Genomic DNA, 15952 nt, shown 5'->3' with positions numbered 1-15952 from the left:
CCGATCACCTCTCCTCCGGCTTCGTCCGGTACCGCGGGCTCGTGGAGTGCCACTCGAAACCGCCGCCCATCCAGCCCCGCAACCCGCGCAGGAAGCGCTGCAGTTCCGGCGACGGCACCGCGATGAGCTCTTCGTGCGCCGCCTGGAAATCCCGGACGACGTCGTTGTGCAGACCGACCGTCACCTCGGTGGCTTCCTCGATCGAGCAGCCGCGATCGCCCGCGATCAGCAACACCGTGTTGCACGGCGGCGACTCGTCCTCCAGGTCCTTGGTCACCGAGTGGAGATCGTTGACGAGCACGGCGGCGGTGCCCGCCTGGATCGCCGCTTCACGGACACGCGGGTCGTAGTAGAGGTTCGACGTCAGCTCGTAGCCGCCGAGGACGTCGATCAGCGTCATCGAGGTGTAGAAGCTGTCGTGCTGCCGGGCGGCGAGGTACTCCCACGCGGGCGGGTATTTCGCGCTGTGGCGCCAAGCCGCGTACGCGCTCCAGCTCACGAACATCGCGAAGGTCGAATAGCAGACCCGCTGAACCTGTGCGGCCGTACCGGCCCGCCGCAGGTAGTCGATCCCCGAGTTCAGCGCGATCAGGACCCGGTCGCCCCGGAGCGTCTCGTCGAGTTCGCGGCTGAACTCGCCCAACGACGGAAGCGGGTCCATCGCCGCCATCGCCAGCGCGAGCTTCGGCGGGAGCTCGGCTGGAATGGCGCCGAGTGAGGTGTCGTCGGCGTAGAGATCGTCGGCCGCCCACCAAGCCGCGTTGAGCCTCGCCGAGATCAGCAGCCGCTCCGGATCCTCACAGTCCGGGTGGGCGAGCATGACCAGCCTGCCGAAGCCCGCCTTTCCGATCTGGCTGCATTCCTCCTCGCTGAACCCGCATTCCGCCGCCCACGCGATCAACCGCCGGTCGACCTCGTCGGCGAGCGGGTCGTTGATCCTTTCGGTGACAGGGCAGTACAACGGCGACGCCGTGCCGTCGCCCCAAGGCCTCATCGCGTACGCGGGATCGTGGCCCGGTTCGGGCCCCGGCAGCGGCGGGATCTCCACCGCTGCCGGGGGGTATGCGAGCCGGGCCGCCAGGCGCGCAGCAGACGTTCCCAGACCCCTGGGCCCCGCCAGAAGCGTGGCCAGAGCGCCGTGTTCCGTCATCGCAGTCACTCCGGTGGTCTCGGTTCGGCGCGGGATCAGATCCGGTCGGCGGCGATGAGCAGGTAGTGGAAGCTGCCTTCGCGGTAGGCGTCGAGGAACGGGCCCTCGATCCCGGTAGCCACGGAGGACTTCGCACGCAGCTCCCAGTACGGGATCGTCTGCGCGGTCAGGTCGACCACCGAAATGGGCACCAGGTTGTTCGCCGTCATCGCCTTGAAGTACTGGCTGCGCGGGTGGATGTTGCAGGTGTAGTGCTGGTCGATCTGGGCGACCGCCTTGGACCGGCCACCGGTCACGTCGTTGTAGCAACCGGTGATGGTGACGTAGCGGCCGCCGAACTCCAGTTGCCGCGCGTGTTCGGCGAACAGGTCGAACAGGTCGACGTACATGGTGCTCTCGTTGTTCCAGATCGCCTTGCGTGACCCGGTTTCGAAACCGGTGTCGAGCATGTTGCGGAAGTGGTAGCGCACCCGGTCGTCCACTCCCCTGCGCGCCGCCTGCCCGTTGGCGAACTCGACCTGCTTCTCCGAGATCGAGACACCGTCCACCCGGCAGCCGAACCGCGCGTTGGCCATGATGCTCGAACCGCCGCGTCCGCAGCCGGCGTCGAGCAGGCTGTCGCCCGGTGTGACGTCGCCGAGGTGGTCCATCAGGACGTCCGCCTGCGCGGTCTCCAGCCGGTGCATTTCCGCGATGATCCGCTCGTCGCGGGTCTCCTCCGGGCCCTCCAGCACGGACCAGTCGACCTCACCCACGCCGTAGTGATGGTGGTAGAGCCCGTCCACGTCGCCCAGACGCAGGTTGACCGGGTCCTTCTCCTTGTTCCAGTACGACGCCACCGACTTCTGGTATTCGGTGCGCAGAACCTTGGCGGGAGCGGGGGTAGGAGCGATGGTCACTTGCGTGGTCCTTTCTCGGGCGTTCGCTGTCATTCCGGATCGAGGAGGGGTCAACGCGCGACCTCGACGTTCTCGAGTACGCCGAGCGCGTCGGGCACGAGGACGGCGGCGGAGTAGTAGGCGCTGACCAGATAGCTGGCCACGGCCTGCTCGTTGATTCCGTCGAACCGCACGTTCAGGCCGGGCTCGTACTCGTCGGGAAGGCCGGTCTGGTGCAGCCCGATCACCCCGTTGTCCTCGACGCCCGTTCGCATGGCGAGGATCGACGACGTGCCCGCGTCGGTGATCGGGATCTTGTCGCACGGCAGCAGCGGCACCCCGCGCCAGGCGGACACCACCTTGCCCTCGACCGTGGTGCCTTCGGGATAGAGGCTGCGGCGGGTGCATTCGCGGCCGAACGCGGCGATCGCGCGCGGATGGGCGAGGAAGAACTTCGTCTTGCGGCGGCGGCTGACGAGTTCGTCCATGTCGTCGGGCGTCGGCGGGCCCGAATGGGTCTGGAACCGCGACTTGAGATCCGCGTTGTGCAGCAGGCCGAACTGGCGGTTGTTGATCAGGTCGTACTCCTGCCGCTCCCGCAGCGCCGACACGGTGAGCCGGAGTTGTTCGTCGAACTGGTTCATCGGCCCGTTGTAGAGATCGGTCACCCGGGTGTGCACCCGAAGCGACGTCTGGGCGACGGCCAGTTCGTACTCGCGCGGCGAGAGCTCGTAGTCGACGAACGTGCCGGGCAGCGGTGGCTCACCATCGTGCCCGGACGACATCCCGATCTCGGCCTCGCCCTTGGCGTTCTGCGGTTTTTCGCCCAGTGCAAGGAGATCCTGCACGTGCCGGCGCATCGCCTCGGACCGGCCGTTGAGGTCGGCGAAGTCGTCCGCGCGCAGGGTCAGCACGGTCACCGGGGTGACGGCCTTGATCGTGAACGGCCAGTTCCTGCTGATCCCGGCGAGCATCTCGTCACCGAAGTGATCACCGTCGGCCATGCTGCCGATCGTCGCTTCGCCGCCGTACTCACCGGGCGCCACCTTGGCCACCTTGCCGTGCGCGACCAGCACGACCTCGTCCAGCGGCGAGCCGTGGCTGACGATCGTCTCGCCCGGCGCGTACTCGTGCTGCTCGAACCGGTCGGCGAGCGCGGTGAGGGTGTCCTCGTCGTCGAAACCGCGCAGCAGAGCCAGTTCCGCCAGTTCCTGCGGGACGACCCGGACTTCGGTACCGACGTTGGTGAAGCTCACCCGCCCGTCACCGATCGCGTAGGTCAGCCGCCGGTTGACCCGGTAGCTGCCACCGGTGGCTTCGACCCAGGGCAGCATCCGCAGCAGCCACCGCGGTGTGATGCTCTGCATCTGAGGCGGCGTTTTGGTGGTGGTGGCCAGGTTCCGCGCGGCCGCGGTGCCGAGACTGAGCCGCTGATCGGCCTCGGGTGTCGTGGCGGTCATCCTTCGCGGCCCAGTTCGGCCGCCTCGAGCACGGCCAGCGCGTCCGGGACCAGAACGGCCGCGGAGTAGTAGGTGCTGACGAGGTAGGAGATGATCGCCTGCTCCGAAATCCCCATGAAGCGGACGTTCAAGCCGGGCTCGTACTCGTCGGGCAAGCCGATCTGGCGGAGGCCGACCACGCCCTGGGTCTTCTCGCCGGTGCGCATCAGCAGCACCGAACTGGTACTGGTCGAACTCACCGGGATCTTGTTGCACGGCAGGATCGGGACCCCGCGCCAGGACGGTACCTTGTGGCCGCCGAGGTCGGCGCCGGTCGGGTAGATACCCCGCTTGCTGCATTCTCGGCTGAACGCCGCGATCGTGCGCGGATGCGCCAGGAAGAAGCCTGGTTCCTTCCATACCATGGAAAGAAGTTCGTCGAAGTCGTCCGGTGTCGGCGGGCCGGTGCGCGTCGGGATGCGCTGGCCGAAGTCGGCGTTGTGCAGCAGGCCGAAGTCCTTGTTGTTGATCATTTCGTGCTCTTGCCGCTCGCGCAGCGCCTCGATGGTCAGGCGGAGCTGCTGCTCGGTCTGGTCCATCGGCTGGTTGTAGAGGTCGGAAACCCGGCTGTGGACCCGCAGCACCGTCTGGGCGACGCTCAGTTCGTACTCGCGCGGCGAAGTCTCGTAGTCCACGAACGTGCCCGGCAGCAACGGTTCCCCGTCGTGCCCGGACGAAATGTCGATCTCGGCCTCGCCGAAGTCGTTGGCACGCCCGGTGTCCTGCGATGTACGCGCGATCTGCGCCTGCAGGGATTCCGACTGCTCCAGCACATGCTCGAAAGCCTGGCGGGACAAGGTCAGCACGGTGCCCGCCGTCGCGGCCTTCGCGGTGAACTCCCAGATGCCGTCGTCGGCGACGAGCGCCTGCGCCCCGAAATAGTCGCCGTCCTTGACCACGCCCAGCGCGGTCTCCTCACCGTAGGCGCCGGGGCCGGTCTTGGTGATCTTGCCGTGCGCGATGAGATAGACCTTGTCGGCCTGGTGCCCGAACTCGACGAGCACGTCGCCGGGCTCCACCTCCTGCTGAACGAAGCGCCTGGCGAGTTCCTCGAGCACCTCTTCGTCGTCGTATCCCTTGAGCGGCTTCAGTTCACCCAGTTCCGCCGGGATCACGTTCACGTCGGTGCCGGCCTTCGAGAACGTCACCCGGCCGTCGCCGACCGCGTAGCTGAGCCGCCGGTTCACCCGGTAGGCGCCACCGTTGACCTGAACCCAGTCGAGCATCTTCAGCAGCCACCGGGACGAAATGCCCTGCATCTGCGGAGCGGACTTGGTCGTCGTCGCCAGTGTGCGCGCGGCGGCCCGGCCCAAACTCAGCTGCGGATTTCCCGGCCCCTGGACACCCTCGGCGGAGGTGTCCGATTCGGTCACGGTCACAGCAAGGTCCACCCTTCGATAGTCGCGTGAAAAAGACAAGATCCCTGAAGAAGCGGTGGGCCGGAATTCCCCGAGGTGGCGGCCCCGCTTGGATCAACATAGCAAGGTGTTTTGCCCGCACAAGCGCACTTTCGGGTAAGGCGAAAAGGCCACCCGAATGCCGATTCTCCGAATACGCCGAAGCCTTTTGTTAACGTCACTTAGGCACTGAAAAGCCCCACACAATCGGTCCAGTAACAGCGCTCAGGTGTTAGCCGGGACCGCCGCAGAACTCGTGTACGCATTGTCGATGCGGCCGTTCGAGTGGGCAGGCCGATCTCTTTCGGGTCGCCTGTCCGTGCTTGTTCGGGGATGGCTTGACAGGCAGCGACGAAACGTAGGGTCGCGCCCCCACACTCCGTCGTGTCAGTCGTCCCAGGTGACCAATCCGTACTTGTGCGCCTTTATCACGGCTTGTACCCGGGTCGCGACTCGAAGCTTGGCCAGGATCCGCTCGACGTGGACCTTCACCGTGCCGGCGGCGATGCCGAACTCGTCGGCGATCTCGGCGTTGGCCGATCCTCGGGCGAGACCGCGCAGCACCTCGGTCTCGCGCGGGGTGAGAAGTGCGAGTTCCGGCGGTGCGGGGCGGGGCGACGTGCGCGCGAACCGGGTCACCAGCCGCCGGGTCACCTGGGGATCGATCAGCCCTTGCCCGCGGTGGGCGAGCCTCACCGCGTCGACGAACAACTCGGGTGCGCTGTCCTTGAGGACGAAACCGACCGCCCCGGCCTGCAGCGCGCCGAAGAGATATTCGTCCAGGTCGAACGTGGTCACCGCGATGACCGCGGGTTCGGGATCCAGTGCGTGCAAGCACCGGATCGCCTCGATGCCGTCCAGGCCGGGCATACGGATGTCGGTGAGCACCACGTCGGGCTGCCGCCGCCGAGCGAGGGCGAGCAGGTCGGTGCCGTCCACGGCCGCGCCGATCACCTCGATATCGGGTTCGCCGGAGAGCAGCAGGCGCATACCTTCCCTGGCCGCCTCTTGGTCGTCGGCGACGAGCACCCGGATCACGAACTTCCCCCGTCCCAAGGGATCGTCGCCCGGACCCGCCAGCCCCGGCCTTCGCGCGGGCCGGCGCTCACGGTGCCGCCGAGCAGTGCCGCGCGTTCACGCATGCCACGTATTCCGTTGCCGTTCAACGCTTCCACCGCGCTTCCGCCGTCGTCGTCCACGGTCACCACCACTTCCTTGCCCCGCACGCTGACCTTTACTTCGGCTCGGTGTGCCGAGGCGTGGCGCGCGATATTGCTGAGTGACTCCTCGACGATTCGGTACACGGCCGCCTGGACATGGCCGGGCAGGTCGACGTCGCCGAGTTCCAGCACGAGATCCACGGGCAACGCCCCGCGCATCCGGCCGGTCAGGGTGTCCAGTTCGGACAGTCCGGGCGACCCGTCCTCACGCAGTACGTCCACGAGTGAGCGCACCTGCCCCAGCGCCTCCCCCGCCAGTTCCGCGATGGCCCCGAGCGCCCTGCCGGGGTCCGTGCCCGCCTTGCGGCTACCCAAGGCCTGCAGGCGGATCGCGCTCAACTGGTGGCCGACGAGGTCGTGCACATCCCTGGCGACGCGGTTCCGCTCACGGTCCCGAGCCCGCCCGGCTTCCGACTCGACGAGCCGCCGCAGAGCGCTCGCCCGGTCCGCGTGCAGGCGCAAGGCGTACCCGAGGCTGACCGGCAGTACCGCGAGCCCCGCCGAGGTGAGCACATCGGACGGCACGATCGAGGCGCCCCGCAGGGCGGCCACCACGAGCATCCACGCCGTGGCCGCGAGGGCGAGCAGGACTCGGTGACGCCGCAGGTGATAGGCGGCGGAGAACACCGCGGTCATCGCCGCCCACGGCGAGGCGGGCGAGCCGAGCCAGAGCGAGCCGAGGGTGATCGCACCGGTGACGGCCGCCGACGCGAGCGGGAGACGGCGGCGCCAGAGCAGCGGCACGCAGGCCATGACCGTCCACGACACCACGCTCACGGAGCCCCGCAAGCCGTCGAGTGCGGGCAGCCCGAGCGAGATGACGAGGACGGCCGCGGCGATCAAGCCGTCCTGGGTCGTGTCCGGGACGGCCCGCCACCGGGCGGCGAGTGCGCTCATCGATCCCCGTTCTATGCCGAGCGGCAGATGCGCCGCTCGCGCTCGTGCTGCCAGCGTGAAGCGGCAACTTAGGGAGGATCATCTCGGATGACAAGTCGAAGGTACGGCGCCGTGGTCATCGCCGGAGTGCTCGCGCTGGCGGCGCATCCCGCGTCGGCGGCCCCGCATCCGGCACTGGACTGGCGTGACTGTGGCGAGAGCACGCAGTGCGCGGTGCTGACCGTCCCGGTGGACTGGGCGGATCCCGGCGGCGCCGCGACCGGCATCGACGTCGTGCGGGTGCGGGCGAAGGATCCGGCGCGACGGACCGGCACGGTGGTGGCGAACCTCGGCGCCGGGAACAGCACGGCCGGCATCCTCGGACCGAGGCCGGCGCCGATCCAGACCTGGCTCGACGAACTCACCGAGCGGCTGGACGTCGTCGTGTTCGATCCCCGCGGCCTCGGCCGGACCGTCGGCGACACGCAGATCGCCTGTCCTCGTCCCCCGGCCTCGATCGTCGGCCTGGTGCGGAACCAGACCGAAGCCGGCTGGCAGACGCAGGTCCAGGAGAACGCCGCCTACGACGCCGGTTGCCGTCAAGCCGCGGGGCCCGCGTTCTCCGGGCTCGACTCCTGGCAGATGGCGCACGATCTCGACGCGATCCGCGCCGCGCTCGGCGAGCCGAAGCTGCGGTACTTCGGCAATTCCTACGGCACCACCTACGGACAGGCCTACGCCGAACTCTTCGGCGACCGGCTCGAGAGGCTGTACCTCGACGGCGTCGCCGATCACACCCGGACCCGGCTCGAGGACTGGCTGGCCTCCTACGCACGCACCCAGGAACGACAGCTACTGCACTTCCGGGACTGGTGCGAGCGCACGACGTCCTGCGCGCTGCGGGGCCGGGACGCCGCGAAGGTGTGGGACGACCTCGTCGCGACGGCTCGGCGCGCACCGATACCGGCACCCGAGGCGGGACAGGGCCGGACAGCCACCGTCGGAGATCTGTTCGCCGGCGCACTCGTCGGCATGACTCCGCCCCGATGGCCCGCCCTGGCTCAAGCCATCGCGAAGGCGCGCACGGGTAACGCGAGCGACTTCCACACGGTCCTTCAGTACCCGCCGAACGGGCCGATCGGTTCCGTCCAGAGCGCGACCCTGTGCCACGACTTCATGCCCGCGTTGCCGACCTACGCGCAGTTCGTCCACATCGAGCGCCGCCTCAAGACCCTCGCGCCGCGCTTCGGCTGGATCGAAGGCCGCTTCGAACTCGGGCGCTGCGCCGGTGTTCCCGGCGACCCGGCCTATCCACCGCATCCGCTGTCGGCTCCCGGCGCACCACCCGCGCTCGTGACGATCGGCGAACTCGACAACAACACCAGCAACCTCGGAGCGGCACACGTCGCCGGGCAGCTCCCCCGAGCGCGGGCCGTCTGGCACGGCGACGGGCACGCCGCCTACCTGCTGGGCAACACCTGCCTCCGCGAGCACGGCAACGCGTATCTCGTCGACGGCGTCCTGCCCCCGCCCGGCACGTTCTGTCCCGGCGAACTCGCCCCTTGAGAACTATTCAGCCGAGGCTGTACTGTTCGGGCTGTGCTGACATGTGAAACCCAGGGCGCCGCACTCGCCCGGCTCGGCCGGGCACTCGCCGACCCGAACCGGTGCAAGATCCTGGTCGCCCTGCTCGACGGCGTGAGCTATCCCGGCCAGTTGGCCGGGCAACTGGGGCTGAGCCGGTCCAACGTGTCCAATCACCTCGCCTGCCTGAGGGGCTGCGGGCTGGTCGTGGCCGCCTACGAAGGCCGCCAGGTCCGCTACACGCTGGCCGACGAGCACCTCGCCAAGGCGCTACGCGAACTGGTGCAGGTCGTGCTCGCCGTCGACACCGCGCAGCCCTGCGTCGACGATGCGCCCGTCCTTCGGGTGCTCTCATGACCGAGCGGCTGATCCCGGTGGAAGACGGTGCCTGCGCGGACGGCTGCTGCCCGCCCGTGTCCACTGTGGACCCGGACCGCCGGGCCGTACTCTCGCGCCGGGTGCGGCTCCTGGTCGCCGCCACCATCACCTACAACGTCGTCGAAGCGATCATCGCCCTCTCCGCCGGCACGATCGCCTCGTCCACCGCGCTCATCGGCTTCGGACTCGACTCGGTCATCGAGGTCGCCTCCGCCGCAGCCGTCGCGTGGCAGTTCTCCGGCCGCGATCCCGAAGCCCGCGAACGCACCGCGCTGAAGGTCATCGCGGTGTCCTTCTTCGCCCTGGCCGCCTATGTCACCGTCGAATCCGTACGCTCGCTGTTCGGCGCCGACCCCGCCGGGCACTCCACGGTCGGCATCGTGCTGGCGTCGGTCTCCCTGCTGGTGATGCCGTTCCTGTCTCACGCCCAGCGCCGCGCCGGCCGCGAACTCGGCTCCGCGAGCGCGGTCGCCGACTCCAAGCAGACCTTGCTCTGTACCTACCTCTCCGGTGTACTGCTCGTCGGCCTGCTGCTCAACAGCCTCTTCGGCTGGTATTGGGCCGATCCGCTGGTCGCGCTCGTCATCGCCGCCGTCGCCGTCAAGGAAGGCCGCGAGGCCTGGCGTGGCGAGCACTGCTGCTGAAAGGAGTGCCATGACCCCGCGTCCCGACCGGTGGAATCGCTACTGGGACGGCAAATCCCGCGGCTACGACCGGGAAATGCAGTTCCTCGACCGCAAGCTCTTCGGCGATTCCCGGGCGTGGGCCTGCGGCCAGGCGACCGGCAACGCGCTGGAGGTCGCCGTCGGCACCGGCCTGAACCTGCCGCTCTACCCCGACGACGTCAACCTCACCGGCATCGACCTCAGCGACGGCATGCTCGACATCGCCCGTGGCCGGGCCGAACGGCTCGGCCACACGGTGACCCTTCAGCGAGCCAACGCCCACGACCTGCCCTTCGAGGCGGAATCGTTCGACACCGTGCTCTGCACCCTCGGTCTCTGCGCCATCCCCGACGACGGCAAGGCGCTGGAGGAGATGGTCCGCGTCCTGCGTCCCGGTGGGCGGCTCATCCTGCTCGACCACGTCGCGAGCACGTCCCGCGTCGTCCGCGGTCTCCAATGGATCACCGAGAAGGTCACCGTTCCCATGGCGGGCGAACATTTCCTGCGGCGTCCGCTGAGCAAGATCACCGCCCTCGGCTTGACCGTCGAGGATCGGCAGCGGTTCAAACTCGGTCTGGTGGAACGGCTCGTCGCCCGCAAGTGAAACGGCGTGTCATCGGAATTTCATCGCCGCCGCCGATCCTGATGACGTGACCTACCCCCAGCAGCCGCCGCCTCCCGTCTGGCCGCAGTACCCCGTTCCGCCGCGGAAGAAGTCCCCGAACGTGGGCCTGATCGTCGGGATCGCCGCCGGTGCCCTCATCGCCGCCGGTGGCGTGACCGCGGCGACCTGGGCGATCGTCACCAGCGGCGACACCGGCAGTGACACTGGCGGCGACGCCGGCAAGGCCCCCGCGGTCGACCCCGATCCCTTCTCCGCACAGGCCGGAGACTGCATCTCGGCCGACGAGAACGCCGGGAGCAATGGCGAGTTCAGCGGCAGCGCGATCCGGGTCCACTGCTCCGACGGTTCGGCGAACTACACGGTGATCGCCCAGCTCACGTCCGCCACCGGCGCCGACTGCAACTCCGTCCCGGGCTACGAGTACGGAAACCCCGTCGTTTACGACTTCGAATCGGGAATGTCCAGGGAACTCTGCGTCATGCCGAAGGCCTCGTGAGTGGTAATGACGGTTAGAACCGTCATTACCAGTCACGAGGAGCGTCAGGGGTTGATGCGGGTGTAGGCCGGTTTCGCCCTCAGGTTCGTGTCGAACAGGCAGGCCGCGCCCTCACTGGGGAAGGTGTCCGGCACCCACGAGTGCCGGTCGGTGAAGCCCCAGGTCGTGAACTCCACGCATCGCGCTACCGCGTGGCAGCCGTCCCAGAGCTGCTTGAAGTAGTTCGCCTGCACGGCCAGTTTGGCGGCGTCGGCGGGCATCAGGATGCGGACGTCGGCCTCGGTGATCGCCACGTCCACGCCCAGCGCGGCGAACCGGGCGAGATTCGCCTGGTACCCGGCCGGGAATCCGTACTGGGTCGCGAGGTGCGCCTGGAAACCGACGCCGTCGATCGGCACGCCCTGCTTCTTGAGCTTCCGCACCAGGTCGTACAGCGCGTCGCTCTTCGCGTTCAGGCCTTCGGTGTTGTAGTCGTTGATGTACAGCTTGGCCGACGGGTCGGCGGCACGGGCCCAGCGGAACGCGTCGGCGACGTAGCGGTCACCCAGTTTCTGCTGGAACACCGACGAGCGGCGGGTGCCGTCGTCGTTGAACATTTCGTTCACCACGTCCCATGCCCGGATCTTGCCCTTGTACCGGCCCATTTCCGTGGCGATGTGCTGTTTCACCGCCGACCGCAGTTCGCCTGCCTCCAGGTCGTTCACCCAGCCGGGCAGCTGGCTGTGCCAGACGAGCGTGTGCCCGCGGACGGACTTGCCGGTCCGCCGGGCGTAGTCGACGATCGCGTCCGCGCCCGACCAGTCGTAGTGGCTGCGGGTCGCCTCGACGACACCCCATTTCATCTCGTTCTCCGGGGTGACGTTGTCGAATTCCCGGGTGAGCACGGAACGGTAATCGGCTTCGTTGGCCAGATGATTCGCCGCGACGGCGCTGCCGACGTAGCGGTGAGTGATGTTCTTCAAGGGAACGGCTGCCGAGGCCGGTGTGACGTTCGAGAGCGTGACACCCGCGACGGCGACCAGAACGGCGACCGCCCGTATCCTGAAAATTGTGTTCTTCATGGATCTCCTTTCGAGAACTGCGCAGTAGAATCCCTGTCATGCCAACGGAACCTCGGATCACCATCAGCCGGATCGCCGAGGAGGCGGGGGTGTCGGTGCCGACCGTTTCCAAGGTCGTCAACGGCCACTCTGACGTCGCTGAAGGAACTCGGGCCAGAGTGGAGGAATTGATCCGGAAATACGGTTACCGGCGCCGCGCAGACGAACGGTCGCAGCGGTCACGTCTGCTGGAACTGATGTTCCACGAACTTGAAAGCACCTGGGCGCTGGAAATCATTCGGGGAGTGGAGAACGTCGCCCGCGAAAACGGTATGTCGGTCGTTCTCGCGGAATCGTCGGGGCGGCACACGCCCGCCCATGACTGGCTGGAAAGCGTGCTCACCCGCCGCCCGGTCGGCATCGTTTCGGTCTGTTCCGATCTCACCAGCGGCCAGCTGGGGAAACTGCGGGCGCGGGACATCCCGCTGGTGGTGATCGACCCGGCCGGGCAGCCGGGGCCGGAGACGCCGTCGATCGGCACGACCAACCGGCAGGGCGGGCACTCCGCCACCCGGCACCTGCTCGAACTGGGACACCGGCGGATCGCGGTGATCGGCGGACCCGACGGCGTGCTGTGCAGCCGGGCGAGGATCGACGGCTACCGCGCCGCTCTGGAGTCCGCCGGGCTGGCCTTCGACCCGGCGTTGGTGCGCCGCGGCGACTTCCACCCCCACTCCGGCTACCGGGAACTGACCTCACTGCTCACCCTCCCCGACCGGCCGACGGCGGTGTTCGCCGGCAGCGACCTGCAGGCGCTCGGCGTCTACGAGGCCGCGCGCGACGCGGGCCTGCGCATCCCGCACGACCTGAGCGTGGTCGGCTTTGACGACCTGCCGCTCGCCGGCTGGCTGACGCCCGAGCTGACCACGATCCGACAGCCGCTGCGGCAGATGGCGGCCGCCGGTGCGCGGCTGGCGATTTCGCTGGCCCGCGGCCACATGCCGGACAGTCACCGCATCGAACTCGCCACCAGCCTCGTGGTCCGCCACAGCACCGCGCCCCCGGCGGGTCACGTTCCCAGCCGGACGCTCTCCGGCGGCCCGAGGTAGCTGGGCCGGAGGCCGCCGGTGTCGACCACCAGTTTCTGCACGACGACGGTGGGGTCCACCATCCAGAACTTCAGCACATGTGGTCCTGGCGCGGTGATCACGTGCCGCGTCGCGGTCAGGTTCACGTTGTCCGAGGTGGTCCATTCCCACTGTTTGTTCATCGTCATGTCGTCGGCGCCGGTCGCCTTGGTGATGTTCACGACCTGCGGGCTCTCGCCGTCGAACGACACCGCGTACCGGAGGCCGTCGCCGGACAGCACGTTGCTGCGCGGCGAAAGATACGCCCAGACGACCACGGTTCCCGGGTTGAACAAGGTCATCCGGTACTCCAGCCGTGGCCCGGCACCCGCGGCCAGGCTCGGCGCGGTGACCGGGAACGGAGTCATCCCGCCACCGGTGCGCCCGATGTCCGGGATCCGCCGCCACGATGCGCCGGCCGCGCCGATGGCGGCCGTGCAGTGCTCGGCCTCCATGGACACATATCCCCCGGCCTCGATGAATCCGCGACGCCACGAGCCGGGTAGCTCCGGGTTGCGCACCACCGCCTCGACCCGGACCCGTCCGCCCGCGCCCGAAACGGTGATCGGCACCGTGGTCTTCCCTCTCGGTGCACGAGACCAGTCGATACTCACGCCGATCCGGAGGTCCTTGTCCACCCGGCCGCCCCGCGGCTCGACGCGGACCCAGGGCACGCCGGCGGTCACCGTGCAACGGAACGGCGTCCGGCCCCGGTTGAACACGTCGATGTACTGGCCGGGTCCACTTTGGAAGGGGCTGAACTCGGGGAGCACCGGGGTACCCGGCGTCGCGGGCCACCACTGGTCGGAGCCGTCGATCGCGACGCCCAGCTCGGCGGCTTCGGGCAGGCCGAGCCGCCGCACGGCGGGGAAGATCTCGTCCGGCAAAGCGACGTTGTCCTTCTCTGGCTGCTGCCAGGGCGCGTTCGGGCCGTAGCGGGCGATATCGCCGTAGCCGATATGCGGCTGTGTCTGGAATCCGCGCCATTTCCCGGCGGCGATCCCGGTGTTGAACTTCCGCGCCAGCGCCAGATCGTCGGCGAACCTCGCTTCGGTGACCGCCGCGAGATCGTTGGCCGACGCCCGGCCCTGTGCCGCGTACAGCAGGTTCGTGAATTCGGCCCGCCGCAGTGCGTAGAGGTTGGCCGACGCCTTCACCGCGTAGAGCACGAGTTCGTAGTAGGCGTCCCGGTAGGCCGCGGGCAGCCGTGCCGAGATCTTCTCCGCGCGAGCGGCCAGCTCTTGCCATTCCGCGGTGACGACGTCGAGTTCGAGGTAGTTCACCAGGCTGAACGGCGTGGCCTGGTCGTCGTACACGATCGCCGTCGAGTCCGTGGCGGGATCCTTCGCCGGATCGCGCGTGATCCGGCGGTTGAGCAACTCGGGTTTACGGCGCGACTGCAGCCGCCCGTAGGTATGCAGGACCTCCGCGATCGCCGCCGCCGTACCCGGGCCGAAGTTCGTCTCCGCGAACCCGCGTTCCCAGGTGGACAGACGTTCGAGCGGCCAGGCGCCGGGATCCCAGGCATAGTCGAGGAAGAACTGAAGCGGCAGTTCGTTGCCCTTCAGGTCGCCGGCGTTGACCACCCACAACCGGTCGGTCCCGTACTCGACGGCCTGGTTCAGCTGTTCCCAGACGTTCGGCAGCAGACTCGTGTCGACCCACTTGTAGTTGCGGCCACCACCGACGTAATCGAAGTGGTAGTAAAGCCCGTACCCGCCCGGGTGCCTCGGCAGCGCCTGGTCGGGGTGCTTGCGGACGTTGCCCCAGTTGTCGTCGGTGAACACGACGATGACGTCGTCCGGCGGCCGCAGGCCTTTCGCCCAGTACCGCTGGACTTCCTTGTAGAGCGTCCAGACCTGCGGCACCGACGTCAGGTCGCGGCCGGTTTCGCGGGCGAGGATCTCGCGTTCGGTGGCCAGGATCTCGCGCATCAGGTCGATCCCGTCGCCGTCGGGCAGGCTGACGTCGCCGTTGCCGCGCATCCCGAGGGTGACAACGCCTTCGAAGTCCTCCCGGACCATGCGCCGGATCCCGTCGGCCCAGTACGCCTTGATCGCCTCGCGATTGCGGCGGAAACTCCACTCCCCTGTGCCGCCGTACGGGTCGTGCCCTGGCGTCGCGTGCCGGTTCCACTCCTCGATCCCGCGCATCATCGGCGCCTCGTGCGAGGTCCCCATGACGACGCCGTACTCCTTGGCCGTCGCGTGGTTGAGCGGGTCGTCCTCGGCGAACGCCCGGCCCCACACCGCGGGCCACAGGTAGTTCCCCTTGAGCCGCAACAGAGTCTCGAACACTTTCGCGTAGAAGGCACTGGTGAAACCGTTGGGGAAACCGGGTGCGTGCCCCGGCCCGAAGTAGGCCGGTGCCCAGGTGCCGAGGGCGGGGTTCTCGTCGTTGATGAAGAACCCGCGGTACTTCACGTGCGGCGTCCCGAGGCTGAACCGCGCACCGGACACGTGCAGCTCGTCGGAATGGCGCACCGGTACGTCATCCCACCAGTACCAGGGCGAAACCCCGATCCGGCGCGACAGTTCGTAGACGCCGTAGATGACGCCGCGCTGGTCGCTGCCGGTGAGTACGAGCCGGCCGTCGACGACCTGGCTCAGCGACGTCTCCCACTCCCCGGCGATCCCCGTGACGTCCAGTTTCCCGGCGGCCACGAGGTCGTCGACCAGCGGACTGTGCCCCAGCGTCCCGATCAGGACGACGGGCCCTCCGGCGGGCGGCCGGTCGAAGACCAGCGCCGGACGTACTCCGGTGACCCGCTCGATGTCGGCCTGGAGATCGGCGGCCACCCGGAGGACTCCCGGTTCGTCGCCGGAGCTCACCACCAGCGTCGCGGTCTTACGGTTCGTCACCAGCGGAAATCCGCCTTTGCCCGTGACGTAGGCGTCTGGTGCCGCTTCGGCGACACCGGGGGTGAGTGTGGCACCGGCGCCCAGCACGGCGAGCAGCCGCAGGAAATCCCTGCGGTGCACGCTTTGCTCGTCGGACGTCATCTTCGACCTCCTGAA

Annotated in this window: 14 protein-coding genes; 6 read left to right on the top strand and 8 right to left on the bottom strand. The window is 68.4% G+C overall.

The features are described 5' to 3' along the window. Nucleotides 1-4 precede the first annotated feature (4 nt). From ACLJRL_RS18890 to ACLJRL_RS18865, 6 genes are all read right to left on the bottom strand, one after another. The gene (locus tag ACLJRL_RS18890; protein WP_410657521.1) at nucleotides 5-1150 is read right to left on the bottom strand and encodes a family 2 encapsulin nanocompartment cargo protein terpene cyclase; all 1146 of its coding nucleotides are present in this window, start codon (nucleotides 1148-1150) and stop codon (nucleotides 5-7) included. Between the two features lie 35 nt (nucleotides 1151-1185). Next, the gene (locus tag ACLJRL_RS18885; RefSeq protein ID WP_410657520.1) at nucleotides 1186-2049 is read right to left on the bottom strand and encodes a geranyl diphosphate 2-C-methyltransferase; all 864 of its coding nucleotides are present in this window, start codon (nucleotides 2047-2049) and stop codon (nucleotides 1186-1188) included. A 50-nt stretch (nucleotides 2050-2099) separates the two neighbouring features. Further along, a complete protein-coding gene (locus ACLJRL_RS18880; protein ID WP_410657519.1) occupies nucleotides 2100-3488 on the bottom strand; it encodes a family 2B encapsulin nanocompartment shell protein in 1389 nt (462 codons plus the stop codon). Next, the gene (locus ACLJRL_RS18875) at nucleotides 3485-4906 is read right to left on the bottom strand and encodes a family 2B encapsulin nanocompartment shell protein (protein ID WP_410657518.1); all 1422 of its coding nucleotides are present in this window, start codon (nucleotides 4904-4906) and stop codon (nucleotides 3485-3487) included. Before ACLJRL_RS18875 ends, ACLJRL_RS18880 begins: the two co-directional genes overlap by 4 nt. Nucleotides 4907-5311: 405 nt before the next feature. Then, on the bottom strand, nucleotides 5312-5962 hold the full coding sequence (locus ACLJRL_RS18870; protein WP_410657517.1) for a response regulator: 651 nt from the start codon (nucleotides 5960-5962) through the stop codon (nucleotides 5312-5314). Next, nucleotides 5959-7041 (bottom strand): sensor histidine kinase, encoded by a 1083-nt coding sequence (locus tag ACLJRL_RS18865; protein ID WP_410657516.1) that lies wholly within the window; start codon nucleotides 7039-7041, stop codon nucleotides 5959-5961. The genes ACLJRL_RS18870 and ACLJRL_RS18865 overlap by 4 nt, the downstream gene beginning before the upstream one ends. An 87-nt stretch (nucleotides 7042-7128) precedes the next feature. Between ACLJRL_RS18865 and ACLJRL_RS18860 the strand changes: the two genes are divergently transcribed. From ACLJRL_RS18860 to ACLJRL_RS18840, 5 genes are read left to right on the top strand one after another with little or no spacing between them, the layout of a single operon-like run. Continuing rightward, nucleotides 7129-8586, top strand: coding sequence for an alpha/beta hydrolase (locus ACLJRL_RS18860; protein WP_410657515.1), 1458 nt, complete (start codon nucleotides 7129-7131; stop codon nucleotides 8584-8586). A gap of 33 nt (nucleotides 8587-8619) precedes the next feature. Next, nucleotides 8620-8961 carry an ArsR/SmtB family transcription factor gene (locus ACLJRL_RS18855; RefSeq protein WP_410657514.1) on the top strand — a complete coding sequence of 114 codons (342 nt, stop codon included), beginning with the start codon at nucleotides 8620-8622 and terminating at the stop codon, nucleotides 8959-8961. Next, nucleotides 8958-9626, top strand: a complete 669-nt coding sequence (locus ACLJRL_RS18850; protein ID WP_410657513.1) for a cation transporter — start codon at nucleotides 8958-8960, stop codon at nucleotides 9624-9626. The genes ACLJRL_RS18855 and ACLJRL_RS18850 overlap by 4 nt, the downstream gene beginning before the upstream one ends. Nucleotides 9627-9636: 10 nt before the next feature. Then, entirely contained in the window at nucleotides 9637-10251 is a 615-nt protein-coding gene (locus ACLJRL_RS18845) for a class I SAM-dependent methyltransferase (protein ID WP_410657512.1), read from the top strand. A gap of 46 nt (nucleotides 10252-10297) precedes the next feature. Next, entirely contained in the window at nucleotides 10298-10768 is a 471-nt protein-coding gene (locus ACLJRL_RS18840) for a hypothetical protein (RefSeq protein WP_410657511.1), read from the top strand. A gap of 44 nt (nucleotides 10769-10812) precedes the next feature. On the opposite strand, the gene ACLJRL_RS18835 is transcribed toward ACLJRL_RS18840, so the two are convergent. Then, entirely contained in the window at nucleotides 10813-11829 is a 1017-nt protein-coding gene (locus tag ACLJRL_RS18835; RefSeq protein WP_410657510.1) for an endo-1,4-beta-xylanase, read from the bottom strand. Between the two features lie 38 nt (nucleotides 11830-11867). Between ACLJRL_RS18835 and ACLJRL_RS18830 the strand changes: the two genes are divergently transcribed. Beyond that, nucleotides 11868-12917 (top strand): LacI family DNA-binding transcriptional regulator, encoded by a 1050-nt coding sequence (locus ACLJRL_RS18830; RefSeq protein ID WP_410657509.1) that lies wholly within the window; start codon nucleotides 11868-11870, stop codon nucleotides 12915-12917. On the opposite strand, the gene ACLJRL_RS18825 is transcribed toward ACLJRL_RS18830, so the two are convergent. Further along, entirely contained in the window at nucleotides 12878-15937 is a 3060-nt protein-coding gene (locus ACLJRL_RS18825; RefSeq protein ID WP_410657508.1) for a glycosyl hydrolase 115 family protein, read from the bottom strand. The two genes, ACLJRL_RS18830 and ACLJRL_RS18825, sit on opposite strands and share 40 nt — an antisense overlap. Nucleotides 15938-15952: the final 15 nt, after the last annotated feature.

The organism is Amycolatopsis sp. lyj-112 (assembly GCF_046549055.1).
Lineage (GTDB): Bacteria > Actinomycetota > Actinomycetes > Mycobacteriales > Pseudonocardiaceae > Amycolatopsis.
This window is presented reverse-complemented; position numbering and strand designations above follow the sequence as displayed.